This is a genomic window from Gulosibacter massiliensis, from assembly GCF_900626105.1.
Taxonomy (GTDB): Bacteria; Actinomycetota; Actinomycetes; order Actinomycetales; family Microbacteriaceae; genus Gulosibacter; species Gulosibacter sediminis.
This window is the reverse complement of record NZ_UYZX01000001.1, coordinates 1,011,528-1,035,592: the sequence shown is the minus strand read 5'-3', so window position 1 is coordinate 1,035,592 and position 24,065 is coordinate 1,011,528. Positions and strand designations below refer to the sequence as shown.

Annotated in this window: 25 protein-coding genes and 1 tRNA gene; 13 read left to right on the top strand and 13 right to left on the bottom strand. The window is 66.2% G+C overall.

What is annotated here, in order from left to right; translation table 11 throughout:
* Window positions 1–20: 20 nt before the first annotated feature.
* On the top strand, window positions 21–908 hold the full coding sequence (locus EJL01_RS05020; RefSeq protein WP_125106525.1) for an aldo/keto reductase: 888 nt from the start codon (window positions 21–23) through the stop codon (window positions 906–908).
* A 7-nt stretch (window positions 909–915) separates the two neighbouring features.
* Here EJL01_RS05020 and EJL01_RS05015 read toward each other — a convergent pair whose 3' ends face one another.
* Window positions 916–1,419: a hypothetical protein gene (locus EJL01_RS05015; protein WP_125106524.1), complete on the bottom strand. Its 504-nt coding sequence runs from the start codon at window positions 1,417–1,419 to the stop codon at window positions 916–918.
* Window positions 1,420–1,740: 321 nt separating this feature from the next.
* Between EJL01_RS05015 and EJL01_RS05010 the strand changes: the two genes are divergently transcribed.
* The 4 genes from EJL01_RS05010 to EJL01_RS04995 are packed head-to-tail and all read left to right on the top strand — an operon-like array spanning window position 1,741 to window position 4,777.
* A complete protein-coding gene (locus tag EJL01_RS05010; protein ID WP_193128467.1) occupies window positions 1,741–2,952 on the top strand; it encodes a styrene monooxygenase/indole monooxygenase family protein in 1,212 nt (403 codons plus the stop codon).
* Window positions 2,953–2,963: 11 nt separating this feature from the next.
* Window positions 2,964–3,284 (top strand): EthD family reductase, encoded by a 321-nt coding sequence (locus EJL01_RS05005; protein ID WP_125106522.1) that lies wholly within the window; start codon window positions 2,964–2,966, stop codon window positions 3,282–3,284.
* Entirely contained in the window at window positions 3,281–3,781 is a 501-nt protein-coding gene (locus EJL01_RS05000; protein WP_125106521.1) for a flavin reductase, read from the top strand. Before EJL01_RS05005 ends, EJL01_RS05000 begins: the two co-directional genes overlap by 4 nt.
* Window positions 3,782–3,793: 12 nt before the next feature.
* The gene (locus EJL01_RS04995) at window positions 3,794–4,777 is read left to right on the top strand and encodes an AraC family transcriptional regulator (protein ID WP_125106520.1); all 984 of its coding nucleotides are present in this window, start codon (window positions 3,794–3,796) and stop codon (window positions 4,775–4,777) included.
* Here EJL01_RS04995 and EJL01_RS04990 read toward each other — a convergent pair.
* Window positions 4,774–5,613, bottom strand: coding sequence for an SDR family oxidoreductase (locus EJL01_RS04990; protein ID WP_125106519.1), 840 nt, complete (start codon window positions 5,611–5,613; stop codon window positions 4,774–4,776). The genes EJL01_RS04995 and EJL01_RS04990 overlap by 4 nt on opposite strands.
* Before the next feature lie 184 nt (window positions 5,614–5,797).
* Here EJL01_RS04990 and EJL01_RS04985 point away from each other — a divergent pair, with 184 nt between their 5' ends.
* On the top strand, window positions 5,798–6,325 hold the full coding sequence (locus EJL01_RS04985; RefSeq protein WP_125106518.1) for an NUDIX domain-containing protein: 528 nt from the start codon (window positions 5,798–5,800) through the stop codon (window positions 6,323–6,325).
* Window positions 6,326–6,386: 61 nt separating this feature from the next.
* Here the strand turns inward: EJL01_RS04985 and EJL01_RS04980 are convergent, their stop codons facing one another.
* Entirely contained in the window at window positions 6,387–7,010 is a 624-nt protein-coding gene (locus EJL01_RS04980; protein WP_125106517.1) for a hypothetical protein, read from the bottom strand.
* A gap of 139 nt (window positions 7,011–7,149) precedes the next feature.
* On the opposite strand from EJL01_RS04980, the gene EJL01_RS04975 reads away from it, so the two are divergent.
* Window positions 7,150–7,689 (top strand): peptidylprolyl isomerase, encoded by a 540-nt coding sequence (locus tag EJL01_RS04975; RefSeq protein WP_125106516.1) that lies wholly within the window; start codon window positions 7,150–7,152, stop codon window positions 7,687–7,689.
* A 212-nt stretch (window positions 7,690–7,901) separates the two neighbouring features.
* Window positions 7,902–8,684, top strand: a complete 783-nt coding sequence (locus EJL01_RS04970; protein ID WP_241209108.1) for a rhomboid family intramembrane serine protease — start codon at window positions 7,902–7,904, stop codon at window positions 8,682–8,684.
* A gap of 124 nt (window positions 8,685–8,808) precedes the next feature.
* Here the strand turns inward: EJL01_RS04970 and EJL01_RS13345 are convergent, their stop codons facing one another.
* Window positions 8,809–9,414, bottom strand: coding sequence for a cell division protein CrgA (locus tag EJL01_RS13345; RefSeq protein WP_206427676.1), 606 nt, complete (start codon window positions 9,412–9,414; stop codon window positions 8,809–8,811).
* Window positions 9,415–9,445: 31 nt separating this feature from the next.
* Between EJL01_RS13345 and EJL01_RS04960 the strand changes: the two genes are divergently transcribed.
* Both EJL01_RS04960 and EJL01_RS04955 read left to right on the top strand, forming a co-directional pair.
* A complete protein-coding gene (locus EJL01_RS04960) occupies window positions 9,446–10,246 on the top strand; it encodes a class E sortase (protein WP_125106514.1) in 801 nt (266 codons plus the stop codon).
* A 9-nt stretch (window positions 10,247–10,255) separates the two neighbouring features.
* Window positions 10,256–10,435: a hypothetical protein gene (locus tag EJL01_RS04955; protein ID WP_125106513.1), complete on the top strand. Its 180-nt coding sequence runs from the start codon at window positions 10,256–10,258 to the stop codon at window positions 10,433–10,435.
* 7 nt (window positions 10,436–10,442) lie between these two features.
* Here the strand turns inward: EJL01_RS04955 and pknB are convergent, their stop codons facing one another.
* From pknB to EJL01_RS04920, 7 genes are all read right to left on the bottom strand, one after another.
* The gene (pknB, locus tag EJL01_RS04950; RefSeq protein WP_241209107.1) at window positions 10,443–12,275 is read right to left on the bottom strand and encodes a Stk1 family PASTA domain-containing Ser/Thr kinase; all 1,833 of its coding nucleotides are present in this window, start codon (window positions 12,273–12,275) and stop codon (window positions 10,443–10,445) included.
* 123 nt (window positions 12,276–12,398) lie between these two features.
* Entirely contained in the window at window positions 12,399–14,255 is a 1,857-nt protein-coding gene (locus EJL01_RS04945; RefSeq protein WP_125106512.1) for a serine/threonine-protein kinase, read from the bottom strand.
* Entirely contained in the window at window positions 14,252–15,712 is a 1,461-nt protein-coding gene (locus tag EJL01_RS04940; RefSeq protein WP_125106511.1) for a peptidoglycan D,D-transpeptidase FtsI family protein, read from the bottom strand. The genes EJL01_RS04945 and EJL01_RS04940 overlap by 4 nt, the downstream gene beginning before the upstream one ends.
* Window positions 15,709–17,121 carry an FtsW/RodA/SpoVE family cell cycle protein gene (locus EJL01_RS04935; protein WP_125106510.1) on the bottom strand — a complete coding sequence of 471 codons (1,413 nt, stop codon included), beginning with the start codon at window positions 17,119–17,121 and terminating at the stop codon, window positions 15,709–15,711. Before EJL01_RS04935 ends, EJL01_RS04940 begins: the two co-directional genes overlap by 4 nt.
* A 2-nt stretch (window positions 17,122–17,123) precedes the next feature.
* Window positions 17,124–18,470, bottom strand: a complete 1,347-nt coding sequence (locus EJL01_RS04930) for a PP2C family protein-serine/threonine phosphatase (RefSeq protein WP_125106509.1) — start codon at window positions 18,468–18,470, stop codon at window positions 17,124–17,126.
* On the bottom strand, window positions 18,470–19,030 hold the full coding sequence (locus EJL01_RS04925; RefSeq protein WP_125106508.1) for an FHA domain-containing protein FhaB/FipA: 561 nt from the start codon (window positions 19,028–19,030) through the stop codon (window positions 18,470–18,472). Before EJL01_RS04925 ends, EJL01_RS04930 begins: the two co-directional genes overlap by 1 nt.
* The gene (locus tag EJL01_RS04920) at window positions 19,027–19,740 is read right to left on the bottom strand and encodes an FHA domain-containing protein (protein ID WP_125106507.1); all 714 of its coding nucleotides are present in this window, start codon (window positions 19,738–19,740) and stop codon (window positions 19,027–19,029) included. The genes EJL01_RS04925 and EJL01_RS04920 overlap by 4 nt, the downstream gene beginning before the upstream one ends.
* Before the next feature lie 118 nt (window positions 19,741–19,858).
* Between EJL01_RS04920 and EJL01_RS04915 the strand changes: the two genes are divergently transcribed.
* Window positions 19,859–19,945, top strand: a tRNA-Leu gene (locus tag EJL01_RS04915).
* A gap of 152 nt (window positions 19,946–20,097) precedes the next feature.
* Here the strand turns inward: EJL01_RS04915 and EJL01_RS04910 are convergent.
* On the bottom strand, window positions 20,098–21,570 hold the full coding sequence (locus EJL01_RS04910; RefSeq protein ID WP_125106506.1) for an HNH endonuclease signature motif containing protein: 1,473 nt from the start codon (window positions 21,568–21,570) through the stop codon (window positions 20,098–20,100).
* Between the two features lie 361 nt (window positions 21,571–21,931).
* Window positions 21,932–22,513, bottom strand: coding sequence for a TetR/AcrR family transcriptional regulator (locus tag EJL01_RS04905; RefSeq protein ID WP_125106505.1), 582 nt, complete (start codon window positions 22,511–22,513; stop codon window positions 21,932–21,934).
* A 98-nt stretch (window positions 22,514–22,611) separates the two neighbouring features.
* On the opposite strand from EJL01_RS04905, the gene EJL01_RS04900 reads away from it, so the two are divergent.
* Together EJL01_RS04900 and EJL01_RS04895 are read left to right on the top strand one after the other, a co-directional pair.
* Window positions 22,612–23,001, top strand: coding sequence for a DUF1304 domain-containing protein (locus EJL01_RS04900; RefSeq protein WP_125106504.1), 390 nt, complete (start codon window positions 22,612–22,614; stop codon window positions 22,999–23,001).
* Window positions 23,002–23,042: 41 nt separating this feature from the next.
* Window positions 23,043–24,065, top strand: coding sequence for an NADP-dependent oxidoreductase (locus EJL01_RS04895; RefSeq protein ID WP_125106503.1), 1,023 nt, complete (start codon window positions 23,043–23,045; stop codon window positions 24,063–24,065).

Genomic DNA, 24,065 nt, shown 5'->3' with positions numbered 1-24,065 from the left:
ACCTACTCGGAAGGAGCGATATGACTTCGCAACCCGCCATCACCCTGAACAACGGCATCGAGATGCCCGCCCTCGGCTTCGGCGTGTTCCGCTCGAAGCCGGAGGAGACGCAGGAGGCCGTCGAGACGGCGCTGCGCACCGGCTACCGCCTGCTCGACACCGCCGCGATCTACGGCAATGAGCGCGAGGTCGGCGCGGGTCTCGCGGCCGCGGGCCTGCCCCGCGACCACGTCTTCGTCACGACGAAGCTCTGGATCAGCGACTACGAGGATGCCCAGACCGCTTTTGACGCGAGCCTGCGCCGCCTCGGCACCGACTACGTCGACCTCTACCTGCTGCACTGGCCCGGGCCCGACGAGTTCGACCGCGCCATCAAGGCCTGGCAGACCCTCGAGGGCATCCTCGAGTCGGGTCGAGCCCGCGCCATCGGTGTCTGCAACTTCAACGGAGAGCTGCTCGACCGCCTCGGCGAGCACGCCCAGGTGACGCCGGCCCTGAACCAGGTCGAGCTGCACCCGTACTTCTCGCAGCCCGAGGTGCGTCAGTACGACGCGCAGCACGGCATCGTCACGCAGGCCTGGTCGCCGCTCGGTGGGGCCGACCGCTACGGCGAGAAGAACTCGACCGGTCGCGACATCTTCACCGACCCCGCCATCACCGCGGCCGCCGAGGCCCACGGCAAGACGGCGGCGCAGGTCGTGCTTCGCTGGCACTTGCAAGTCGGCAACGCTGCGATTCCGAAGTCGGTCACCACGAGCCGCATCGCCGAGAACTTCAACGTCTTCGACTTCGAGCTCTCCGCCGACGAGGTTGAGTCGATCAACGCCCTCAACACCGGCGAGCGCGGCGGCGCTGACCCGGCCACGTTCGACACGACGACGGTCACGGCGACGATCGACAACTCGTAGCTCGGGCTTAGCGGCCCAAGGTCGAGGCGCGATACTCGACCGAAATAGGCAGGGGGACGCTGGCGCCATCACGGGGCCGGCGTCCCCTTACTAGTTCGACGAGCAGGTTCACGCACCCGGAGCCCGAGAACCATACGAACGAAGCAGCCAACTGATGCACATCCACGAACTGCGGTTGCTTGCGACCGAACCATTCGCGCGCGGTGAGGAGTATGGCCGTGCGCTCGCGTACGCGCCGAACGACGCGCTCGAATGCTCGACCCTCGTGTGGCTCGCTGCCACCGGTCCGTCGGGAGTGCAGACGTGGGACTGGCATGCCGAGCTGGTGCCCGGCGCGGCGGGGAACCTCGCGCTGTTCTTCAACATCCTCAGCCACGAGTCGGATGCCCGCGGACGCGGCGTGCCGGTGCACGCGGTCGCCAGGCGCATCCTCGAGGAGGCCGACACCGTCGAGCAGGCCCTCGCCCGCGCCGAGCGCGGCGAAGCCCGAGGGCGGGCTGCTCGCCCACACGAATCACTTTCTCGACCCGGCGCTCGCCACCGGCGACGCGGCCTCCACGCAGTCAACGACGGGTGTTCGACTCGCCCACCTGCGTTCCGTCGCCCCGGGCGGCGGCTCCCCGCACCTCGCCGACCGCTGGGAAACCCTGATCACGATCGCCATGGTGCCGGGAACCGGCGAGCTGCACTGGCAGACGGGGATGCCTGCGGGGGTGACGGAGGGCACGTTGCGGGTGTTCGGTGGGTAGATCGACTATCCAAAAAACGAACTCCGCCGCAAACCGCCTCCGCGGCAAATAGCTTGAGAGCACGTCGACCCGCGCACCGCAGGGTGGCCGGCCTGCACCTCGGGCTGCACCTGCTGCAGCAGGGCAAAGAGGTGACGATCTTCACGAATCGCACATCGCAGGACGTCTTTGACGGCCGCATCATGAACAGCGTCTCGCACATGCACGTGACGCAGGCGATCGAGAATCAGCTCGGCATCGGCGACTGGCCCGACGTGGACGGCTACTACTACCGCCACTATCACTACAACGGTTGGGGCGAAGACCGCGAGTTCTATGGCGACTTCACGATGCCCTCGCGCGTCATCGACTACCGGATCTACCTGCCCCGCCTCATGCGCGAGTTCGAGAAGCGCGGGGGAGAACTCATTATCCGCGAGCTCGACCGCCCCGACATCGAAGCCCTGACCGAGCAGTACGACCTCGTCGTCGTCTCGACTGGCAAGGGCGAGATCGGCGCCATGTTCCCGAAGCGCGAAGACAAGTCGCCGTACGGCAAGCCTCAGCGCCATCTCACGCTGAGCCTGTGGCGTGGCGTGCGCGAGCTCGATCCGGCTGGCGTCGCGGTCAACATCGTCCCTGGCGTCGGCGAGCTCCTCGTCATTCCGATCTGGAGCCACGCGGGTCGCGTGAGCGCGCTACTTTCTGAGAGCGTGCCGGGTGGCCCGCAAGACGTGCTCAACTCAAAGAAGCAGCACGAAGACCCGGAGGGGTTCCGCGAGCGCATCCTCGACGTGCTCGAGACCCACTACCCGCCCGTCTTCGACCGGGTCGACCACGACAAGTTCGAGCTCACAAGCGACAAGGATGTGCTGCAAGGCGCGTTCGCGCCGTCGCTGCGCGAGGACTACATTCAGCTCCCGAACGGTAAGTTCCTCCTCGCCCTCGGCGACGTGCACCTCACCGTCGACCCGGTCACCGCGCAGGGCGGCAACGCCGCGGCCAACTCGGCAAAGGACACGGCGGCGGTGTTCGCCGAAGACGACGTCTACGACGAGCATTTCCTACGCAAGGTGGCGCGCCGTCGTGCCGAGCGCGTCGAAGGCGTGAACGACTGGGTGAACATGATGATCGCGACTCCCGGCCACGAGCGCATAGGCCAGTTTTTTACGGCGATGGCCCACGACAAGGCGCTCGCCGACGAGTTCACCGAAAACTTCAACTACCCGACCCGACAGCTTGATCTGCTTTCGTCGCAGGAGCGAGTGAATGCTCGCACTGCAGCGATCCTGCAAGCCGCGTCCCAGCCCGCGTAAAGGACACCATCATGTACAAGCTTCTCGTGCTCTATCCCGAACCCGCCGACCGGGCCGGGTTTATTCAGTACTACGAGTCAACCCACCTACCGCTCGCCCGCAAGCTGCCTGGCCTCCGTTCGTGGCGTTACACGACCGAGGTTGCACCCCAGGCAGACGGTAGCGCCGCCCCCTACTTCGCGCTGTTCGAGGCCGAGTTCGATGACGTTGACGCGTTCCGGGCCGCCATGTCGTCGCCCGAGGGTCGCGCCGTGGGCGCTGACGTGCCGAACTACGCCACGGGAGGCGCAGTCGTGCTCGATTATTCCGTGAGCGAGGGGGAAGTCTCATGACCGCGACCGACCCGATCCGCGAGTTCAAGCGCGCGATGTCGAACCTCACATCGGCGGTGAACATCATCTCGACCGACGGGCCGGCCGGCAAGCTTGGCCTCACGGTGAGTGCAGTATGTCGAGGCTCGGATGACCCCGCCACGGTCATCGTCTGCATCAATCGAACGAGCCGCGCTCGCGATGTGTTCGTCGACAACGGGCGCCTCGCGGTCAACGTACTGACCGGCAACCAGGAATTGCTCGCGATGCACTTCGCAGGCCTGACGAGCGCATCCATGGACGAGCGTTTGACCTGGGATATCTGGAGCGAGCTCGACGGCCTGCCAACCCTGCGCGACGCTCGCGTCGCGATCGCCGGCACCATCGTGGATCGCGTCGAGCACGGCACTCACTCGGTGCTGTTCGTCGCCGTCGACGAGCTCCGCACCCGTTCGGGCAGCGGTGGCCTCGTATACGATTCACGCAACTTTCACCAGGTCGGTGCGAGCGCGTTCTAGAGGAGGTCGCAGATGACCGGGTCGACCTCGTTGCCGCTCGAGGTACGCAATACCGCATCAGACGTCGATCACGCCCGGGCGATCGGCGAACAGATTTGGTACCCGCACACCCTCACGCCGCTGCGTGGCGGGCAGCAGTTCACGATGAACTACAAGTCGATGCTGCTGCCCGGCACCACGGTGGGCACGCTGCGCTACTCGACTGGAATCGTGATCGAGACACAGGCCGAGCACCAGAACGACTATCAGGTCAACGCGTCACTGCTCGGTAACCTTCGCATCTCCGTTGGCGGTGACGACCGGGTGCCGGTCACTTCGGCGCGGGCACAGGTGAACGGCCTGCACGTGCCCGTCGCGATTCACGGGTGGCATCGACCGAGCGTCATGCTCGGCGTCAAGATGCGTCGCGACATCGTTGAGCGCGCCGTGGTGCGGTACTGGGGCGACGTGCCCTTCGACCCCGAGGGCGTGCCAACCTCGCTCGACGTTGGTGATGGTCCGGGCCGCAGATGGCTCGAATTCGTGCGCGGCGTAATGCGCCTTCCGACGACGGGGCACGAGGTGGATGCTGGGCTCGCCCGATACTATTCCGAGCGCACGATCGGTGGGTTTATCGCGCTCATGGTGCGCGACACCTGCGACGACGCCGAGTCGCGATTCCCCATCCCCGCCGATATCGTCGACCAAGCGCGCGAGGCTATCGCTTCGATGGTTGGCGCGCCCCTCTCGCTCGACGCGCTCGCGGCCATCACTGGTGTGACAGGCCGGGCGTTGCAGCTCGCGTTTCGGCGCCGCCTCGGTGTCACTCCGCTCGTGTACCAGCGCATCGATCGGATGCACCGGGTGCGTCGTGAACTCGAGGCGGGATCGAGCGCCACGGTACGTGACGTCGCCATCGCGAACGGCTTCGTGCACCTTGGGAGGTTTGCGCAGCGGTACCGGGAAATCTTTGCCGAGGCGCCCTCTGAGACCCTCGCGCGGGCCGCCCGCACTTAGTCGACGAAGGCGTCGGGGTGCAGTTCGACCTCGTCGGTGCCGGGGGAGTACTGCGAGAAGTCGGTAACGCCAGCCGCCTCGAGCACGTCCTCGCAAAGTAGCGCCTGGCCAGCCACCGTGTCGCCGGGTGCCGTGAGCACCGCGTGCGCCGCGTCTGAGTAGAGCTCGACGGTGCGCGAGCGGCGGTAGACCTCTTCGCCGCCGAGAATGTTCAGCACCGCGGCGGTCTGAATCGTCGTGCGCGGCCACAGGGCGGTGGCGGGGATGTGCGTCTCGGCGCCGATGCCGAGCGTCGCGAGGGTCATGCCGTACTTCGCGAGCATGTAGGCGGGGTAGGCGCCGAGCCACTTCTCGGAGAGATTGAGGGGCGGCGACAGGGTGAGGATGCGCGGGTCCTCGGAGGTGCGCAGGTACTGCAGCGCGGTGCGCGTGAGCAGGAACGTGCCGCGCGTGTTGATGTCGTGCATGAGGTCGAAGCGCTTCATGTCGATTAGTGCCGAACCACCAAGATTGATCGCCGAGGCGTTGTTCACAACGATGTCGATGCCACCGAATTCCGCGACGGTCGCGCTCACCGCATCCTGCACCGACGCCTCGTCGCGCACGTCGCCGACGATGGCGAGGGCCTTCGCCCCGGCCTCGGCGCCGGACGCGCGAATCTCGTCGGCGGCCGTGTGCACGGTGCCCTCGAGCTTCGGATGCGCCTGGTCGGTCTTCGCGATGATGGCAACGTTCGCGCCGTCCTGGGCGGCGCGCTTCGCGATCGCGAGGCCGATGCCGCGGCTGCCGCCGGACATGAGGATGGTTTTGCCTGCGAGGGTCGTCGTCGTGGTCATTGCGTCTTTGCCTCCATGAACTCGTGCTCGTCGGTGAGCTGCTGCGGGGAGTCTAACTTTGCGTGCGAGTTCGAGTCTTGCACCCTGTAGAGTCCCTCAGGTCGTGGTTGCTGCGCGCCACGTAAACTTGCAAGTTGTACCGCAGAGGGCTGCGGGTGCCATGTTCGCGTCGAAAGGAGTCCAGGTGCGATTCCGAGTCGGCGCATACGGCGTGATTGTGCGTGACGGGCAGATTCTGCTCGCACACTGGAATTCTCGCGGTCGTTCGGGCTGGACGCTGCCCGGCGGAGGCATCGAGGCGGGCGAGGATCCGCACGACGCCGCGGTGCGCGAGATCTGGGAGGAAACGGGCTACCACGCCTCGATCGACCAGCTGCTCGGCGTCGACTCGATCATCGTCAACGGCCGCAACAAGCGCCGCAAGGGCCGCCCGACCGAGACGCCGCTGCAGAACGTGCGCATCGTCTACCTCGCGACCGTCATCGGCGGCGAGCTGCGCGCTGAAGAGAACGGCACGACTGACGAGGCCCGCTGGTTCGACCTGCGCGAGGTGAAGTCGTTGCAGACGGTGTCGCTCGTGCGCGTCGCGATGCGGCTTTACCACGAGCGCCCCCGCAACGGGCACCTCGAGGGCCTCGGCGGGCCGAAGCGCAAGGCGGCGACGCCGATCGAGGTCGACGACGACGCGGTCGAGCAGTCCGAAGAAGACTAGGCCTCAACAGCAACGCGGCCGCCCACTGTGAAGTGGGCGGCCGCGTTGCTGTGTTGAGCGACTAGTCGTTCGAGACCGTCTTCACGGGAGCGTCGAGCTCCTCGTCGGCGATCCAGAGGTCGTCGTCAGCGCGGAAGGTCTGCCAGAGCGCGTAGCCCACCGCGGCAACGGCGGCGACGCCGGCGCCGATGAGGAACCAGCCGCCAACACCGGGGCCCGACTTCGCATCCTTCTTCGCCTGCTTCTCGAGCTTCTTCTGTTCCTTGGCCACGCGGGCCTGCACCTTTTCGACGTTGGCCGCGGCATTCTTGCCGAAGTCCTGGGCCTTCGCCTGCACGGTCTGCAGGGTCTGGTTGTTGTCGACGAACTCGCGCACGGCGCCCGTCACGTTGCCGCCCACTTGGGCGACGGCGGGGAGCACCCGGTGTTGGAACTGCTCGTTCGCACCCGACAGTGCCCGGCGGCCCTGCTTCACGCCGCGGTCAAATGCCGGGCGGAGGTCCTTGTCGACCTTCTTGCGAATGACGGGAGCGATCTCTTTGTCGGCATAGACGCGGGCTTCGTCACCCGCGCGACCAGCCAGGTCGCGCACCTTGGCAAACACTGCCTGCTGCTCCGACCAGAGGCGGTCGGCGTCCTTACGCAGTCGGTTGACCTTGCGCTTGTTCTTGCGAGAAAGTGCCATTTTTATCCTCCGGCGTTCACGATTACGCGTTCGCACGCATCCTGTGCGTTCCTACGTATCTTGTCATGCGTTGGTCGCTGTTTCCTGAGTCGGCCCGACCATACACCCAGGCCAAAGGCCGCTATGAAAAGATGAACGCATGACGAACGCAACCGCAGTCATGACGCTGCACACCACCCTCGGCGACATCAAGCTGAACCTCTTCGGCAACCACGCGCCGAACACGGTCAAGATCATCACCTCACTCGCCACCGGCGAGCTCGAGTGGACCGACCCGGTCACCGGCGAAACCAAGGAAGAGCCCTTCTACGACGGCGTGGCCTTCCACCGCATCATCAAGCAGTTCATGCTGCAGGGCGGCGACCGCACCGGCACCGGCAGCGGCGGCCCCGGCTTCAACTTCGACGACGAGATTCACCCCGAGCTCGACTTCACGAAGCCCTACATCCTCGCCATGGCGAACGCCGGCAAGATCGCGGGCCGCGGCACGAACGGCTCGCAGTTCTTTATCACCACGGTGCCCACCACCTGGCTACAGGGCAAGCACACCATCTTCGGTGAGGTCGCCGACGATGCCTCGAAGCAGGTTGTCGACGCCATCGAGGCCGTGCAGACCGACGGCCGCGACAAGCCGCTCGAGGACGTCGTGATCAACTCGGTCGACATCGAGAGCCTCTAGGCTCCCGAGTCGCCTCCCTCCCCAGGCATTTCATGACCTCAACGCCGGCCGGCGCTCCTGAATCCGGCTCCGACAACTGCTGCTACCGCCATTCCGATCGGCAGAGCTTCGTGCTCTGTCAGCGATGTGGCCGCACGATTTGCCCGGAATGCCAGACTCAGGCGCCGGTCGGCGTCATTTGTCCCGAGTGCCTCGCCGAGCAGCATGGTCGCGTGCGCGAACAGCAGCGGATGCACTCGAAGCAGCGGGTGCGAGCGGCCGGCGGCCGCTTCGGCCAGCTCCGCAGCCGCCTCATTGGCAGCGGCAGCCCTGTCACATACACGCTCATGGGCCTCATCGTCGTGGTCGGCGTGTTGCAGTGGCTGACGCGCCAGTTCGGCACCGACTTCATTGACACATACGGCTCGTACTCGCCGCAGTTCACCGACGCGCGGCACTACTACCCGAACGGCCAGCTCGCCTTCGAGCCCTGGCGGATGCTCACCTCGGCATTCCTGCACGGCTCGTTCCTCCACCTCGCGATGAACACGCTGACGCTGTGGATCTTCGGCCGCGCCCTCGAGCCGCTTATCGGCTCGCTGCGGTTCGCGACGCTGTATGTGGTGTCCGCCCTCGGCGGCTCGCTCGCCGTTGCACTGCTTGCCCCGAGCAGCTGGGTGATTGGCGCATCCGGCGCCGTCTTCGGCCTGTTTGCGGCGTGGTTCCTCGTGCTGCGCAAGACGGGCCAGGACGTCACGTCGATGCTCGTGCTCATCGGCATCAACGTCGCGATCTCGTTCATTAATCCGGGCATCTCTTGGCAGGCGCACGTCGGCGGGCTCGTGGTTGGCCTCATCTGCGGCTCGCTCACGCTGCTCGACATCGATCGCGGCCGGAAGAAACCCGGCAAGATTAAGAACGGTCGGCGCCAATGGCCGACGCTCGGCCTCTGGTTGCAGCTCGTCGTGGGCGTGCTCTGCCTCGCGATTCCGCCGCTCGTCGGCATGCTGCTCTAGCGACTTATCCCCAGATCAATCCACATCTTGGGGATAACTACAGTCATGTAGTTACAACCGTGTAATTCTCCACACCGGTGCATAAGCTGTGGATAACTTCACAGGTATGGATGCGCCCGGGCAGCTATTTCCAGTTCGACATCATCAAGAAGCCCACAAGCGCGATGCCGAAGCCGATGAGAATGTTCCAGTCGCCGAGCGCGCCGACGGGGGCGCGGCCCGAAGACATGTAGTACACGAGGATCCAGATAAAGCCGAGCAGTAGGAAGCCGAACATGATCGGCTTGAACCAGACGGGGTTGCCCTCGGCGGCACGGCTCTGGGCCGCGGCGGCGGTGCGCTCCTGCTCCTTCGTGAGCGGCTTGCCGTCGCTGGGCTTCTTCTTGGCGGAGCCTTTCGGCTCGTACTTCTTGCCGCGGGCCTCGGCAGCGATCTGCTTCGAGCGCTCGATGCGCTCGCGCTCGGCGCGCTTCTTGCGCTTCTCTTCGGCGCGCAGCTCGTCCTTCGTCAGCGGCTTCTTCGCGGCCTTCTTGCGCTTGGTCGCACCCGCCGCCGTTGCAGCGTCGTCGTCGTCTTCGTCGTCGTCTTCAGCTTCGTCGTCCTCAGGCTCATCTGCCTCGTCGCTGCCAGCAGCGTCGTCGACCTCGTCCTCGAGGTCTTCGTCGTGAACCTCGATGATGTCGTCGGTCAGCTCGTAGTCGTGACCGGCCTTGGGAGTCTCGTTGGGCATGATGGCATTCTAGCCGTCTAGAATTGCGCGCATGACTTCGCCCGCACCTGACGCCACGAGACGTTCACGCAAGGAGCAGCGGCGAAAGCGAGCGCAGCGCATCACCGTCACCGGAGTGCTTGGTGAGCTCTTGCTCACGGCCGGCCTCGGCACGCTCGCGTTCATGGGCTGGAAGTACTGGCTCAACGACGTCATTCAGGGCAACGAGCAGAACTCGGCCGGTAGCGAGCTCAGCCAGGAGTTCGAGAAGAACTATACCGACGCGCCGGCGCCCGACGACGACCAGGGTATTCCGGTGCGCACCACGCCGACTGACTCCGCCGAGCCGTTCGCGGTGCTCTACGTGCCGGCCTTCGGCGCCGACTACTCGCGCACGATCGCGACCGACATCACGCAGTACGGCGTGCTCGACCAGTATGTCGGCTACTACATGAACTCGGATGCGCCGGGCGCGATTGGCAACTTCGCCGTCGCCGGCCACCGGCTCGCGTACGGCGCGCCGATGCAGAACATCCCGAACCTGCAGGTCGGCGACCACGCCTACGTCGAGACGGTCGACGGCTGGTACGAGTACGAGTACCGCTCGGGCGAGTACGTCGACCCGTACGAGGTGTCGATCCTCTCGGACGTGCCTCGCTACCCCGACGAGCAGAGCGACGACCGCATCCTGCTCATGATGACCTGCAACCCGATCTACTCGGTCGCGGAGCGCGCCGTCTCGTACTCAGTGTTTGTCGAGTTCACGCCGCGCGCCGACGGTGCGCCCGACGAGATCGCCGACGTCGTGAACGCGCGAAACCAGAACGACGGCCAAGACACCGGCCGCGAATAGGAGACGGAATTGTACGGAGCGCTCTGGCGAGCATTTCCCGGCCCGTGGCCGGTGAAACTGCTGTTCATGCTCGTGGTCATCGCCGCGGTGCTCGCGGCGTGCGTGCTGTGGCTGTTCCCCTGGATCGACCAGACCTTCCTGACGCCGCAGGACGTTACGGTCGGCCTCGGGGTTCTAACCGGCAGTTAGCGGCGACCTAGCGGTTGCCGATGCCGTTAGTGTCGTTTCCGTTATTGCCGTTCCCGTTGTTGCCACTGTCGTCGGTCGTGTCGCCCGAGTCCCCGGTGTCGCCGCTGTCGTCGCTCGGTTCGGGTTCAGGCGCAGGGGCGCTTCCGGTGCAGTAGCTGAGGCTGACTTCGCTGCCCTGGGCGACGGGGCCCGGAGCTACCGACATGTTCACGACGGGGCTGCCGTCCTGCGCCTCGCAGGTCGGGAGTTCCTGGCGCACCGGGGTGAGGCCGAGGTCGGTGAGCTGCGTCTCGGCGTCGGCGAGCGACTGCCCGCGCACGTCGGGCAGGCTCACGTTGCCGCTCGAGACGTAGACGTTCACCTTCGAGCCGGGCTCGACCTCGGTGTTCGCGCTCGGTTCGCTGCGGATGACCTGGTGGGCGGGCACGTCGGGGGAGTCCTCGTTAATGATGGTGCCGAGCGTGAGCCCGACGTCCTCGAGGGCCGCCTTCGCCTCCGACTCGGACATGCCCTCGAGGGAGGGCACGCCGATCGCATCTGGTCCGGACGAGATCGTGATTGTCACAGTGGTGTCGAGCGCGACGCTCGAGCCCTCGGGCGGCGACTGCGAGATGACCTCGCCCGCGGGCACGTCATCGCTCGCGGCATGCTGCACCCGGGCGGTGAGTCCCACGTCTTCGATCGAGGCGGTGGCCTCCTCCTCGGTCATGCCGACGACGTTCGGCACGGATGCGCTGGTCTCGGGCAGCGTCATGGGCTGCAGCAGCAGCACCCAGAGCAGCACGCCGATGAGGACGGCCGCCACGAGGGTGACGGCGCCCCAGATCCACATGGCCGGGGGACGGCGCTGCACCTGCGGGGCGCGGTCGTCGTCCTCGTTCATCGAGTTGAGGGCCGACTCGGTCGCGTCGATCGCGGTCGGGCCGGCACCGAACAGCTGCGTGGTGGCCGACTCTTCGGCGGCCGAGCGCGTGTACGCGGGGGCGATGCCCTTGAACGCGTTCTGCAGGTCGGTGCGGAACTCGGCGGCGGTCTGGTAGCGGTCGTCGGCGCGCTTCGCGAGCGCCTTGGTGACCACCGCATCCAGCGCCGGGGTCACGCGCGAGCTTAGCTCGCTCGCGCGGCGAGGCGGCTCGGTGACGTGCTGGTAGGCGACGGCCACAGCCGAATCGCCCTGAAATGGCACGCGTCCCGTGAGCATCTCGTAGAGCACGATGCCGGCCGAGTAGAGGTCGCTGCGACCGTCGACGGTCTCGCCGCGAGCCTGCTCGGGCGAAAAGTAGGATGCGGTGCCGAGAATCGCGGTCGTCTGCGCGATCGTTCCCGCGGTGTCGGAGATGGCCCGGGCGATACCGAAGTCGGTGACCTTGACCTCGTCGGCCGTCGTGACCATGACGTTCGCCGGCTTGATGTCGCGATGCACGACGCCGGCGCGGTGGGAGTACTCGAGCGATGTGAGCAGCCCCGACATGTACTTCTCGACCTTTTCGTCGCTGAGGGGCTCCTCGGCCATGATGTCGCCGAGCTGCTTGCCGTCGATGTACTCCATGACGATGTACGGCACGACGATCTCGAAGCCGTCGGTGCGCACGAAGGTGTCCTCGCCCGCGTCGAACACGCGCACGATGGTCGGGTGCGTCATGCGCGCCGCTGCCTGCGCCTCCTGGCGAAAGCGGCTCCGGAACGAGGATTCGCCCGCGAGGTTCGTGTGGAGGAGTTTGACCGCGACGTGCCGACCGAGGCGTTCATCAGTCGCTGCGTAGACCTCGGCCATTCCGCCGCGGCCAATGCGCCGTCCGATCTGGTAGCGGCCAGCGAGAGTGCGTTCTCCCTGGATCACTTGCTGAACTCCTCAGTATTGGTGGCACCGGGTTACCGGTGGAACGGCTGCCGCCGATCTCTACAGACTGCCCAGTGTATCGACCCCGCGCATCCGCCGGGGCCGCGCAGCACGATCGGGCGCTTAATCGTTGCCGTTGCCGTTGCCGTTGCCGTTGCCGTTGCCGTTGCCGTTGCCGTTGCCGTTGCCGTTGCCGGGCGTCGGATCGGTGGTCGGCAGCTGCTGCTGCGAGTCATCCTGCTGGTCAAGGTCGAGCGACGTCTCGGGAGAGGTCGGCACATCCGACGACGAGCACTCGGGCTGGTACGAGGCTGTCACCGCCGTCGCTCCGCTCGGGATAGTCGTGGTCATTGATGTCGACGAGGCACCCTGGGTGTAGGGGGTCGCGCCGGCGTCACCGCCGGTCCAGGTGAGGGTCACGGTGTAGCCCGAGACCGACTGGCCGGGAGGGCACTGACCGTCAAACGAGCTCCACTCGACGACGAGGTCGGTGCCGTTCTGCGTGAGGGTGGGGCCGTTCGAGGGGCCGCTGTCGACCGCCGCGACGTCGGTGTAGACCGTGACCTGCACTTCGTCGCCGACGGTGAGGTTGCCGGTCGGGTTGACGCTGATGACGGTGTCGACATCGCTCTGGCTCTGGGCAGACTGACCGTCGACCTTCACAGGGTTGAGGCCGAGGCTGGTCAGTTCGGCGGCTGCGTCGTCATAGCTCATACCGACGAACTGGCTCGACGAGATCGAGACTGTCTCGGCCTCGGCCTGGGTTTCGGTCGGAGTCGGCTCGGGCGTCTCACTCTGCGTCGCCGTGGACGTCGGCGTGGTCTCGTCGCCGTTGTTCTGCAGCAGCGCGAAGCCGAGCAGGCCGAGCGCGAGGGCGAGCAGCACGAGGGCGGCGATGAGGATCCAACGCCAGTTGCCCGGCTTCTTCTCCTTCTCCTCCTTGTTCTCGTCCTCATCAGAATCGGTCGTCGCGACCTGCGAGCCCTGAGCGTTCTGGCCCATGAGCTCGTCGAAAGGGCTGTATTGCTGCGTCGACTGTTGCGGCGCGCCAAGCACCGTCGTCGACTGCTGGTCGTTGCCGAGCAGCTGGGTCTGGTCGAGCGGCGCGGTCGCGGTGCCGACGCCGAGCACGGCGGGAACGGCCTGGGCCGCGCGCTGCACGTCGCCGTCGCGGAGCGCGGCTGAGGCACGCGCGAATGCGGCCGCCGACTCGGGGCGATCCTTCGGATCCTTTGAGATCGCCGAGATGACGAGGTTGCGCACCGGCTCGGGCACCGTCACCGGCAGGGGCGGCGGCGCGTCGTTGATGTGCGACATCGCGATCGCGACCTGCGATTCACCCGTGAACGGGCGGCGGCCGGCGAGCGACTCGTACGCGACGATGCCGAGCGAGTAGATGTCGGTCGACGGCGTCGCCGCGTGACCGGAGGCCTGCTCTGGCGAGAGGTACTGCACCGTGCCCATGACCTGGCCGGTCGCGGTGAGCGGCACCTGGTCGGCGATGCGCGCGATGCCGAAGTCGGTGATCTTCACGCGGTGGTCAGGCGTGATGAGCAGGTTGCCGGGCTTGATGTCGCGGTGCACGAGGCCGGCGCGGTGCGCGGCACCCAGGGCGGTCGCGGTCTGCGAGACGATGTCCATCACCTGGTCGGGCGGCAGCACGCGCTCCCGCTCGAGGATCGTCGAGAGCGCCTCGCCGGGCACAAGCTCCATGACGAGGTAGGCCGAGCCGTTCTCCTCGCCGTAGTCGTAGACGTTGGCGATGCCCTCGTGGTTCACGAGCGCAGCGTGCCGCGCCTCGGCGCGGAAACGCTCGAGGAAGCCGGGGTCGCCCATGTACTCGTCCTTGAGGATCTTGATGGCGACTTGGCGACCGATGACGAGGTCGGTGGCTTCCCACACCTCGCCCATACCGCCGATGGCAATGCGGTTACCGAGTTGGTACCGATTACCGAAGGTGACTCCGTGTGCAGGCCTCATACCCCAAGCACCGCCTTAATCACTGCTGCTCCAATTGATGCCGCCAGTCCGTTTCCGGTCCCGCTTTGTCCCATGCCGCCGCCGTCTTCCAAAACGACCGCGACCGCTACCTGCTGTCCATTCGATTCGGCGAAGCCGGTGAACCAGAGCGAGTACGCCTCGCCCTCACCGTTCTGCGCCGTACCCGTCTTGCCCGCCACGTCGATGCCCGCGATCGCCGCGTTGGTTGCGGCGCCTTCGCTGACGCTACCCTGCATCATGTCGGTGAGCTTCTCGGCCGTCTCTTGCGAGATCGGCGTGCCGTAGCTGCTCACCTGCGGCCCCTGAATCTCGTCGAGGTTCGGCGTGAGCACGCTGTCGACGACCGTCGGGTTCATGAGTTCGCCGCCGTTCGAGATGGCGGCCGAGACCATCGCCATCTGCAGGGGCGTTGCGCGCACGTCGAACTGGCCGAAGCCGGTCAGCGCGGTCTGCGCGTCGTCGAGCTCTTCGGTCGGGTACTGCGACGGTGTCGACTCCATCGGAATCTCGAAGCTGTCGTTGAACCCGAACGCCTCCGCCATGTCGCGGATCTTCTCGTCGCCGAGCTTCACCGCGAGCTGCGCGAACGGAATGTTGCACGACAGCTCGAGGGCGGTCTTCAGGTTGGTCTTCTCGCCGCTGCCGCACTTGGCGCCGTGCGAGGGGTTGTAGATGACCGAGCTCGACCCGGGCAGCTCCCACTCGGTGGGGTTGTCGAGGTCGGTGTCGGGTTCGACGATGCCCGCCTCGAGGGCCGCCGCCGCGACGACAATCTTGAAGACCGAGCCGGGCGGGTTGAGGTTGCCGGCGATCGCGCGGTTGAAGAGCGGGTTCGAGGGGTCGTTGAGCAGCGAGTTATACGCGTCGATGACCTCTTGGTCGTCGTGTGTCGCGAGCGAGTTCGGGTCGTACGACGGCTTCGACACCATCGCAAGAATCGCGCCGGTTTCGGGGTCGATGGCGATGACCGCGCCCTGCATGTCGCCGAGCGCATCCCAGGCCGCCTGCTGCGCATCCGGGTCGATCGTCACCTCGACGGCCGCGCCGGCGGGCGAGCTGCCCGTGAACATCGCCTGCAGGCTCGTGAAGAACTGCGAGTCGGAGCGGCCCGAGAGTTCGGCGTTCATCGCCGACTCGAGGCCGGTCGCGCCCTGGTTGGCCGAGTAATAGCCGGTGATCGGCGCGTAGAGAGGGCCGTTCTCGTAGACGCGCTGGTACTTGTACTGCGTGCCGTCGGCCTCCGACTGCACGATCGGGGTGCCGTCGATGAGGATCGGCCCGCGCTGCGTCTCGTAGCTCGCGAGGAGCACGCGCGTATTGCGGCCGTCTGCGGCCAGCTGTGGGGCCTGGAAGACCTGGATGTACGTCGACGAGCCGAACAGCGCGAGGAACATCGCGAGCAGGATGATGCCAATGGCGCGAATGTTCTTACTCATGCGGATGCCCCCTCTCGGTTTGGTATCTGGTTGTTGGCGTACATCTCGGTGGCGGTGGCGCCGACCTGGCTGCTGCGGATCGTGTCGCTCAGCCGGAGCAGGATCGCAATGATGATCCAGTTGGCCACGAGACTCGAACCACCCGCCGCGAGGAAGGGCGCGGTGAGACCCGTGAGCGGAATCACACGCGTCACACCACCAATAACGATAAACACCTGCAACCCGATGACGAACGAAAGGCCCGTCGCGAGCAGGCGACCAAAGTCGTCGCCGCCGAGGTGGCCGATGCGCAGGCCGCGGGCGACGATGATCAGGTACATCGCGAGAATCGCGAAGAGGCCCGCGAGGCCGAGCTCCTCGCCGAGCGCCGAGATGATGAAGTCGCTCTCGGCGAGCGGGGTGAGGTCGGGGCGCCCCTGGCCGAGGCCGGTGCCGATGATGCCGCCGTTGCCGAGTCCGAACAGGCCCTGCACGAGCTGGTAGCTGCCGCCGTCGGCTTGGTAGAGCGCGTCGTCGAACGGGTGGAGCCACGCGTAGATGCGATTGCCGACGTAGCTCATGTTCATGGCCGCGACGGTGCCGCCGCCGAGGAACAGCAGAAGGCCGATGATGACCCACGAGATGCGGCCGGTCGAGACGAAGATCATCACGAGGAACAGACCGAAGTAGAGCAGCGAGGTACCGAGGTCACGCTGGAACACGAGCACGCCCATGCAGAAGGCCCAGACGATGAGGATCGGGCCGAGGTCGCGCATCCGCGGCAGGCGCAGGCCGAGGAACTTGCGGCTCACCATCGAGAGCGAGTCGCGCGCCGTGACGAGGTAACCCGCGAAGAAGATTGCGAGGGTGATTTTCGCGATTTCACCGGGCTGGAAGTTGAAGGGGCCGACCGAGATCCACACGCGGGCGTTCGCACCGGTGGCGGCGAGGCCGGGGATGAGCGGCAGCACAAGCAGGATCAGCGACACAGCGCCGAACAGGTAGGTGTACCGCTGCAGGACGCGGTGGTTGCGCAGCGCGATGAGCACCGCGATGGCGATGGCGATCGCGAGGCCCGTGTAGACGATCTGCGAGATCGCTTGGGTGCCCGGATGCTCGGGGTTATCGGCAAGGTCGAGCCGGTAGATCATCGTGATGCCGAGGCCGTTGATCGTCGTTGCAAGCGGTAACAGGAACGGGTCGGCGCGGGGTGCCCGGAAGCGCAGCACGATGTGCACCCCAAGCGTCAGCACGAGCAGCGCGCCGAACAGTGTGACGACGTGCCAATCGAACGTGCCGTTGACGCCGAGCTGCACCTGCAGCAGCGCGCCGAGCACGATGATGTAGGCCACAACGAGGAGGCCGAGCTCCATGTTGCGCAAGCCCTGGCGTCGTTCGCGGCGGCCGGTGGTCTGGGTCGGTGCGGTCATCGCTACTCACCTCCGGACGTGGCGGATGCGGTGGCGGAGGAGGTCGGGCCTGACGTCGGCGTGCTCGTCGGAACCGGCGTCGCCTCCTCGTCGGGCTGGGTGGGGGCCGTGCCGTTGATGAGCCGTTCGACGAGGTCCTGTGCCTCGGCGAGCGTGGCGAAGGCGATCGTGCCGGTAACCTGCGAACGCTGGTAGGGGTTCAGGTCGTCGACCGAGAGGTCGGTTTCGTCGATGACCTCAGAGAGTTCGAACGAGCCGATGTTCGCGTTGACCCCCTGGTAGATCGCGACGTTGCCGTTGTATTCGCCGACGTAGTAGCGCGTTTGCGTCCAGCTGTACACGAGGGCGCTCGCGCCGACCATAACCGCGATGAGCATCACGACCGCCGCCGACCAGGTGATGCGCCGCATCAGGCGGAAGCGCTTTTCCTCGGCGAGGATGCGGTTGAACATCTCGTCGGTCGGGGCCGCGAACTCTTCGTTCTCGGGCCGGGCCGCGAGCTTGCGCCGCGACTGCAACACGTCGGGCAGCAGTCGCTTGACGCGCTTCGGCGCGTTCGAGGCGTAGCGCATCGGGTTGACGGCGGCGCCGACGACCTTGGGCTTGATGCTCTCGAGCGGCTTCTCGCCGATCTCGAGCACGACGACGGTGACGTTGTCGGGGGCGCCGTTGTCGAGCGCGAGCTGCACGAGGTCGTCGCCGACCTCGCGGGACGATTCGACCTTGCGCGCGAGCACCTCGGCGATCTGGGTTTCGTCGACGTAGCTCGAGAGGCCGTCGGAACAGAGTAACCAGCGGTCGCCGTCGACGGCCGGCACGACGTAGGTGTCGACGTCGGGCGCCGTCTCGACGTCGCCGAGCACACGCATGAGCACCGAGCGGCGCGGGTGCACGAGCGCCTCTTCGGGCGTGATGCGGCCGGCGTCGACGAGGCGCTGCACGAAGGTGTGGTCGACCGTCACCTGTTTGAGCTCGCCCGAGTGGTAGCGGTAGACGCGCGAGTCGCCGATGTGGCCGATGACCATTTCGTCGCCGATGCGCGTGATGACGTCGGCGGTTGTGCCCATGCCCTTGAGTTCGGAGTGGGTGCGTGCGGCGTCGACGATGAGCTCGTTCGCCTCGTGGAGGAGTGCCGTCAGGCCCTCCTGTGCCTCCGAGACCGAGGTGAACTGCACGTCGTGCTCGGCGAGGAACTTGACCGCGATGGAGGACGCGACGTCACCGCCCGCGTGGCCGCCCATCCCGTCGGCAACGCCGTAAATGTGCTTGCCGATGAGGCCCGAGTCCTGGTTGTTCGACCGGACTCGGCCCACGTGCGACACCGCGCCGGCGCGTACGATCTGCGGCATTAGCGAAGCTCAAAGGTGGTCGTGCCGATTCGCACAACGGTGCCCCGGCGAATTTCTACGGGCTGGGAAACGCGCTCGTCGTTGACGTACGTGCCGTTGGTCGAATCGAGGTCCTGCACCATCCACGTGTCGTTCCACTTGAGCAGGCGGGCGTGGCGGGTTGACGTGTAGTCGTCCTGGATGCGCAGGTCTGCGTCGGGGGAGCGGCCGATGAGCAGCGGCTGGTCGCTGAGCTTGATCTCGGTGCCGCGGCGCGGGCCGGAGGTGAGCACGACCTTCTCGAACGCGATCGGGCCCTGCTGTTGTGGCTGCTGTTGTGCCTGCGGGGGGCGCTGCTGCTGGGCAGGAGCGGCCTGCTGCTGCGCGGGCGCGGCTGCGGGAACGGGCTGCGGCTGCGGGGCCGTGCCCTGCTGCCGCGACTGCTCCATCGCGCGCTGGTAGTCGCGCGAGCGCGAGCCGAAGAGGTCGCTGCGGAGGGCGTAGATGATCGAGAAGATGAAGATCCACATGATCGCCAGGAAGACCAGGCGCAGCACCAGCAGTGTCAGTTCGCCGCTCATTGCATGCCTCCTGGTCGTTGCAGATAGCCCGTGTCATCGCTCGGTGAGGCTTGTGGCACCACCTGGAAATAGAGCTGGGTGCGGCCGATCTCGATGAGCGAGCCGGAGTCGAGTGCCGATTGCGAGACACGTCGAGCGTTGAGTTTGGTGCCGTTGGTCGAGCCGAGGTCGCGCACGCCGGCGCGCTGGCCGTCCCACACCACTTCGGCGTGGCGGCGCGATGCCCCGCCGTCGTCGATCGTGATGTCGGCATCGCTGCCGCGGCCGATCACGTTGCTGCCCTGGTGCAGGGTGTAGCGGCGGCCGTTGACGTCGAGCACGGGGGTCCAGTCGACGCGGCCCTCGACGCTGCGCGACTCGATGTTGAGCTGGCCCTCGCTGAGCGTGTCGTCTTGCAGCAGCTTCACCGAGAGGCCGCCCGCGAACTGATAGTGCTGGCGGCTCGCGTGCTGCTCAATCTCTTGCACGAGGGTGCCGGTGAGCGAGTCGCCGAGTCCCCCGAGGCGGTCGTAGTCGGCGGGCGAGACGATGACGTGAAAGCGGTTTGGAACGAGGATGCGTTCGCGCGACACGATCGAGGCGCGCGTGTCGCATTCACGCTTGAGCGCGGCGACGATTTCGACAGGCTGCAGGCCAGATTTGAACGTCTTGGCAAACGCGCCATTGAAGGCGCGCTCCAGCCCCCGTTCAAATTTGTCAAGAATTCCCACACTGTCTCCTACGTACGAGGTCTACCGTTGGCATAGTAGTGGCCGAGTATGAGTTGCGTGTGCCGTCTTCGCCCACTCGTGACGATTGCGCCCGGATTATGGTAGGGTCGTTCCTTGCGCGCGAGTGGCGGAATTGGTAGACGCGCACGGTTCAGGTCCGTGTGCTCGTGAGGGCGTGGGGGTTCAAGTCCCCCCTCGCGCACCAGATAAAAGTCGCAAGGCATCGTTGATTCGGTGGCTTGCGACTTTCTGGTTTTCCTCCCGGATGCGCGCCCATGCCCCGTTCTCGCCCCGCGCTCGACGACAGCCTGCGTGCCCGTCAGCGGGGTACAAGTTAGGCGCGATGGCATGGGGCCGCTAGAACGGAGTGGGATCGTTGACCGCGTCATACTCCTGGTCGTCGACGGGTTTGAAGATCGGCCCGACTCGTGCGGGTTCGACCGTCACCCGTTCGCCGCGCGGGGTGCGCCACCGGACCCAGCCGTTCCCGAGTTGTTCGCACTCCCACGGACGTTGATGTTTCAGGGTGTGGTGTTTTGGGCAGAGGTGTCCGAGGTTGTCGACGTCGGTTTTGCCGCCCGCGGCCCACGGTTTCGTGTGATCAAGTTCGCTTTGATGCGCGGGTCTGCGACAGCCCGGGAACAGGCACACTTGGTCCCTCGCCTGCAGGAACCGTCGCATCGAGGGGGTCGCATTGCGCGAGTCGACGGTCAATACGTGCCCGGTGATCGGGTCGGTCAGGATGCGTTGGAAGCACTTCGCCTTGCCCGCCATCTCACGGGCTTCGGTCATGCTGATCGGGGTCATCCCGTTGATCGTTGCGACATCGCGCGGCGCGTCCGGGTTGAGGAGGTTGAGCACCGGGATCACGATGCTCACCGTCGCTGACACCCGCGAGCCACCCTTGGCCTCGTGTTCGCGCATGCTCTGCGGCGTCGTCGTGAGGAAGGTTTCGACGAACAGGTCGGCCATCAACTGGCGAACGGTGCGCGGGTCCTCAACGAACTCGGCATCGGCGGGGGAGAGGTCTTCCCCGCGTGCCTGCGCCTCGCGCACGCGACGTCGGTGTTCGTCGGCCTCGTTCACGTTCTCTTCACGCAAGGCCTTGGCTTGCTTGTTCATGAGGTCGTACACGGCGTGCGCCTGCAGTGTCGGCACGTCGGCGGTGATGCGGGACATCCCGAACTCGCGGTCCTCGATGGTCACATGGCGTGCCTGGTACTCGTGCTCGAACGCCGCCTCGAACTCTTCCGCCCCGAATTCGGCGGCGAGTTTGCGGGCGAATGCGTCGGTCGCGGCGACGGTGGCGCCCTTCGCGAATTCCAGCACTTTCGACGCGTATTCGTCGAGGCGTTCATCGGGCACGATCCCGGCGTGCCGGAGGAGTGCGCGGGCGTGCCGCATGGTCACCGCCGCCTCCCGCAGCGGGTCGAGCCACACCGTGAAGTCGGTGCCAAGCCGGTGCGCGTCATACGCCCGGTTGAGTAGTGCGGTGTCGGACTCGTTCGTGTGGATGCCGAACTCCGCGACGATCGATCGCAGGTTCAGCCGCAGCAGGTCGTCGGGACTCACTACCGAGGAGCGTTCCTGCAGCTGCGTGTAGGTGCGGTGCTCCGCGACGGCGTACGCCTGCGCGAGCCCCATCATCTTCAGGAATGCGCCGGTCTGCTCGAGTTTCGCCCCGTTGAGCACCATCTCTTCGATCGCCCCGAGCGCGTCATTGAGCCCGTCGGTTTCGGGTGGTGGGGTGGTGCCGTCTGGCCGGTGCTTCGGTGCGCGACGAATCGGCTCATCTGAGTCAGAGCCGGGGGGAGGGGTCGTTGCGGGCATCGGGCGTCACCTCCTCGAAGGTGCGTCAATGGGGGAACCTTTGTAGCAAGCATATACGCATGCACGCGTTATGGCAATAGAAATAATGTTCTATTCAAGTCGGGCGGAATGTTCGAGGTTTCGAGCATTGGCGGGAAGGTTTCCGGCCTGTGTTCACTCTTGCATGAGCCTCCGACATGACTTCGGACGTGTGGGTTTCGTGGCGGTTTGGCGACTGGTTTCAGTTCACCACGAGCATCCGACATTGGCATGGCTGTCGGGCAGCGCGCGCTAGCGCCGGGTGGGCCCTGTGCTACTGCAATATGACGACGACCCACTGTCAAGGCTGCGATCCAACCAGTTCGCAGCTGGGCCCCGCGAATTACTCCGCAGCGATCAACGCGCGCGCCGCATCCAGCGCCCGGGCCGCATCTTCGGGGCTGATCGGCACAATCGCCATCGCGGTAATGACGTGGCTGGTGCATGACTCGGCGAGTGCCTCCACTGTTGAAGAAGAAGCATCGGGCCGCGCGGCCCGCACGCCCGCGGTCATCGCCTCACGCAGCTCCGCGGTGTAGGCCCGAATCGTCTGTGCGACCGCCTCGTCGTGGCCGATCGGCGCGCCGGCGGTGTTGACCAGCATGCATCCGTGCGTCGCTGGCAGCGAGCCAACCTGCAGTAGTGCGGCGCGAAGCCCGACAAGATACTGCTCGAGCGCATCTGCCGCGACCACATCGCCCTTCAGTGGCTGCAACCGCGGCCGGATGATCTCGTCGAGATAGCTCTCAACGGCGGCGTCGAACAGCCCGCGCTTCGAGCCAAACGCGTAGTAGATACTCGAGCGATTGAGGCCGGTGGCCTGCTCGAGCTCGGCGAGCGAGGCGTTCTCGAAGCCGTGCTGCCAGAAGACCGCGCGCGCCGCCCGAACAACCTCGGTGGTGTCAAAGGTCTGGGTGCGGCCCATGAATTCCTCCATTGCGTGAACTGACCGGTTCAGTATATTCTAAACCGGTCGGTTCAGAATGGACAGCGTCGCTCGACGCAAGGGGGAGCAGCTTCATCATGGTCATCGCAGGTCTCCTACTCGCCGGCATCGCGGCGCTCGTGCACGTCTTTATCTTCTATCTCGAGTCGATCGCCTGGACGGGACCGCTTGCCCGGAAGACGTTCGGCACCGGCACTGAAGAAGAGGCCGCCGTGCAGAAAGAGCTTGCCTTCAACCAAGGCTTCTACAACCTCTTCCTCGCCCTCGCCGTGATCCTCGGCATCATCTTCTACGCGGTCGGCCAGCCCGCCATCGGCGCGACCCTCGTCTTCACCGGCGCCGGCTCGATGGTCGCGGCCTCGGTCGTGCTGCTCATCACGAGCCCCGACAAAGCCGCAGCGGCGCTCAAACAGGGCGTCATCCCGGCGCTCGCCGTGATCGCCCTCGCCATCGGCGTCGCGCTCTAGCCCGTCCAACCGCCACCGCACCAACAGAAAGCAGTACCTCCATGCCCGCAGCCGTCAGCACCCAGGTTCAACTCGTCGCCCGACCGCAGGGATGGCCGATGCACGAGGACTTCCGCTACGTCGAGGTCGAGTACACCGACCTCGAGCCCGGCCAGGTTCGGGTGAGCAACGAGTTCATCTCAGTCGACCCGTACATGCGCGGCCGCATGAACGACGTCAAGAGCTACACCCCGCCGTACGTGCTCGGCGAGACGATGACCGGCGGCGCGATCGGCCGCGTCGTCGAGTCGACTTCGGATGCGCTGCCCGTCGGCACGCTCGTGCAGCACGACCTCGGCTGGCGCGACATCGCCCAGGCTGACGCCAGCGCATTCCGCGCCGTTCCCGAGCTGCCGGGTGTGCCGCACTCGGTGCGCATGGGCATCCTCGGCATGACCGGCATGACCGCCTACGTCGGCCTCACCGCGATCGCCGGCCTCAAGGAGGGCGACACCGTCTTTATCTCGGGCGCTGCCGGCGCCGTCGGCACCGCCGCGGGCCAGATCGCGCGCCTCCTCGGCGCGGAGCGCGTCATCGGCTCGGCGGGTTCGGCCGAGAAGGTCGCGCTGCTCACCGAGAAGTACGGCTATGACGCCGCCATCAACTACAAGGATGCGCCGGTGCGCGAGCAGCTGCCCGAGATCGCCCCCGAGGGCGTCGACGTCTTCTTCGACAACGTCGGCGGCGACCACCTCGAGGCGGCGCTTGACGTCATGAACGACGGTGGGCGCGTTGCGCTCTGCGGTGCGATCGCGGGCTACAACGCCGCTGATAAGCCCGCGGGCCCCGACAACATGGCGAACATCATCACGCGCGCCCTGTCACTCAAGGGCTTCACGCTCGGCAGCTACATCCACCTCGCCCCCGAATTCCAGCAGCACATGGCGGGCTGGTTCGGCGAGGGCAAGATTGCCTACGACGAGACCATCGTCGACGGAATCGATCACGCGGTCGACGCGTTCCTCGAGATGATGCGCGGCGCGAACACCGGCAAGATGCTCGTGCGCATCGCCCCCGAGGTCTAA

What these genes read in the sequence shown, in the direction of transcription:
- EJL01_RS05020 (WP_125106525.1), top strand. Translation starts at nt 21, where the DNA reads ATGACTTCGCAACCCGCCATCACCCTGAACAACGGCATCGAGATGCCC.
- EJL01_RS05005 (WP_125106522.1), top strand. Translation starts at nt 2,964, where the DNA reads ATGTACAAGCTTCTCGTGCTCTATCCCGAACCCGCCGACCGGGCCGGG.
- EJL01_RS05000 (WP_125106521.1), top strand. Translation starts at nt 3,281, where the DNA reads ATGACCGCGACCGACCCGATCCGCGAGTTCAAGCGCGCGATGTCGAAC.
- EJL01_RS04995 (WP_125106520.1), top strand. Translation starts at nt 3,794, where the DNA reads ATGACCGGGTCGACCTCGTTGCCGCTCGAGGTACGCAATACCGCATCA.
- EJL01_RS04990 (WP_125106519.1), bottom strand. Translation starts at nt 5,613, where the DNA reads ATGACCACGACGACGACCCTCGCAGGCAAAACCATCCTCATGTCCGGC.
- EJL01_RS04980 (WP_125106517.1), bottom strand. Translation starts at nt 7,010, where the DNA reads ATGGCACTTTCTCGCAAGAACAAGCGCAAGGTCAACCGACTGCGTAAG.
- EJL01_RS04975 (WP_125106516.1), top strand. Translation starts at nt 7,150, where the DNA reads ATGACGAACGCAACCGCAGTCATGACGCTGCACACCACCCTCGGCGAC.
- EJL01_RS13345 (WP_206427676.1), bottom strand. Translation starts at nt 9,414, where the DNA reads ATGCCCAACGAGACTCCCAAGGCCGGTCACGACTACGAGCTGACCGAC.
- EJL01_RS04960 (WP_125106514.1), top strand. Translation starts at nt 9,446, where the DNA reads ATGACTTCGCCCGCACCTGACGCCACGAGACGTTCACGCAAGGAGCAG.
- EJL01_RS04945 (WP_125106512.1), bottom strand. Translation starts at nt 14,255, where the DNA reads ATGAGGCCTGCACACGGAGTCACCTTCGGTAATCGGTACCAACTCGGT.
- EJL01_RS04940 (WP_125106511.1), bottom strand. Translation starts at nt 15,712, where the DNA reads ATGAGTAAGAACATTCGCGCCATTGGCATCATCCTGCTCGCGATGTTC.
- EJL01_RS04935 (WP_125106510.1), bottom strand. Translation starts at nt 17,121, where the DNA reads ATGACCGCACCGACCCAGACCACCGGCCGCCGCGAACGACGCCAGGGC.
- EJL01_RS04930 (WP_125106509.1), bottom strand. Translation starts at nt 18,470, where the DNA reads ATGCCGCAGATCGTACGCGCCGGCGCGGTGTCGCACGTGGGCCGAGTC.
- EJL01_RS04925 (WP_125106508.1), bottom strand. Translation starts at nt 19,030, where the DNA reads ATGAGCGGCGAACTGACACTGCTGGTGCTGCGCCTGGTCTTCCTGGCG.
- EJL01_RS04910 (WP_125106506.1), bottom strand. Translation starts at nt 21,570, where the DNA reads ATGCCCGCAACGACCCCTCCCCCCGGCTCTGACTCAGATGAGCCGATT.
- EJL01_RS04905 (WP_125106505.1), bottom strand. Translation starts at nt 22,513, where the DNA reads ATGGGCCGCACCCAGACCTTTGACACCACCGAGGTTGTTCGGGCGGCG.
- EJL01_RS04900 (WP_125106504.1), top strand. Translation starts at nt 22,612, where the DNA reads ATGGTCATCGCAGGTCTCCTACTCGCCGGCATCGCGGCGCTCGTGCAC.
- EJL01_RS04895 (WP_125106503.1), top strand. Translation starts at nt 23,043, where the DNA reads ATGCCCGCAGCCGTCAGCACCCAGGTTCAACTCGTCGCCCGACCGCAG.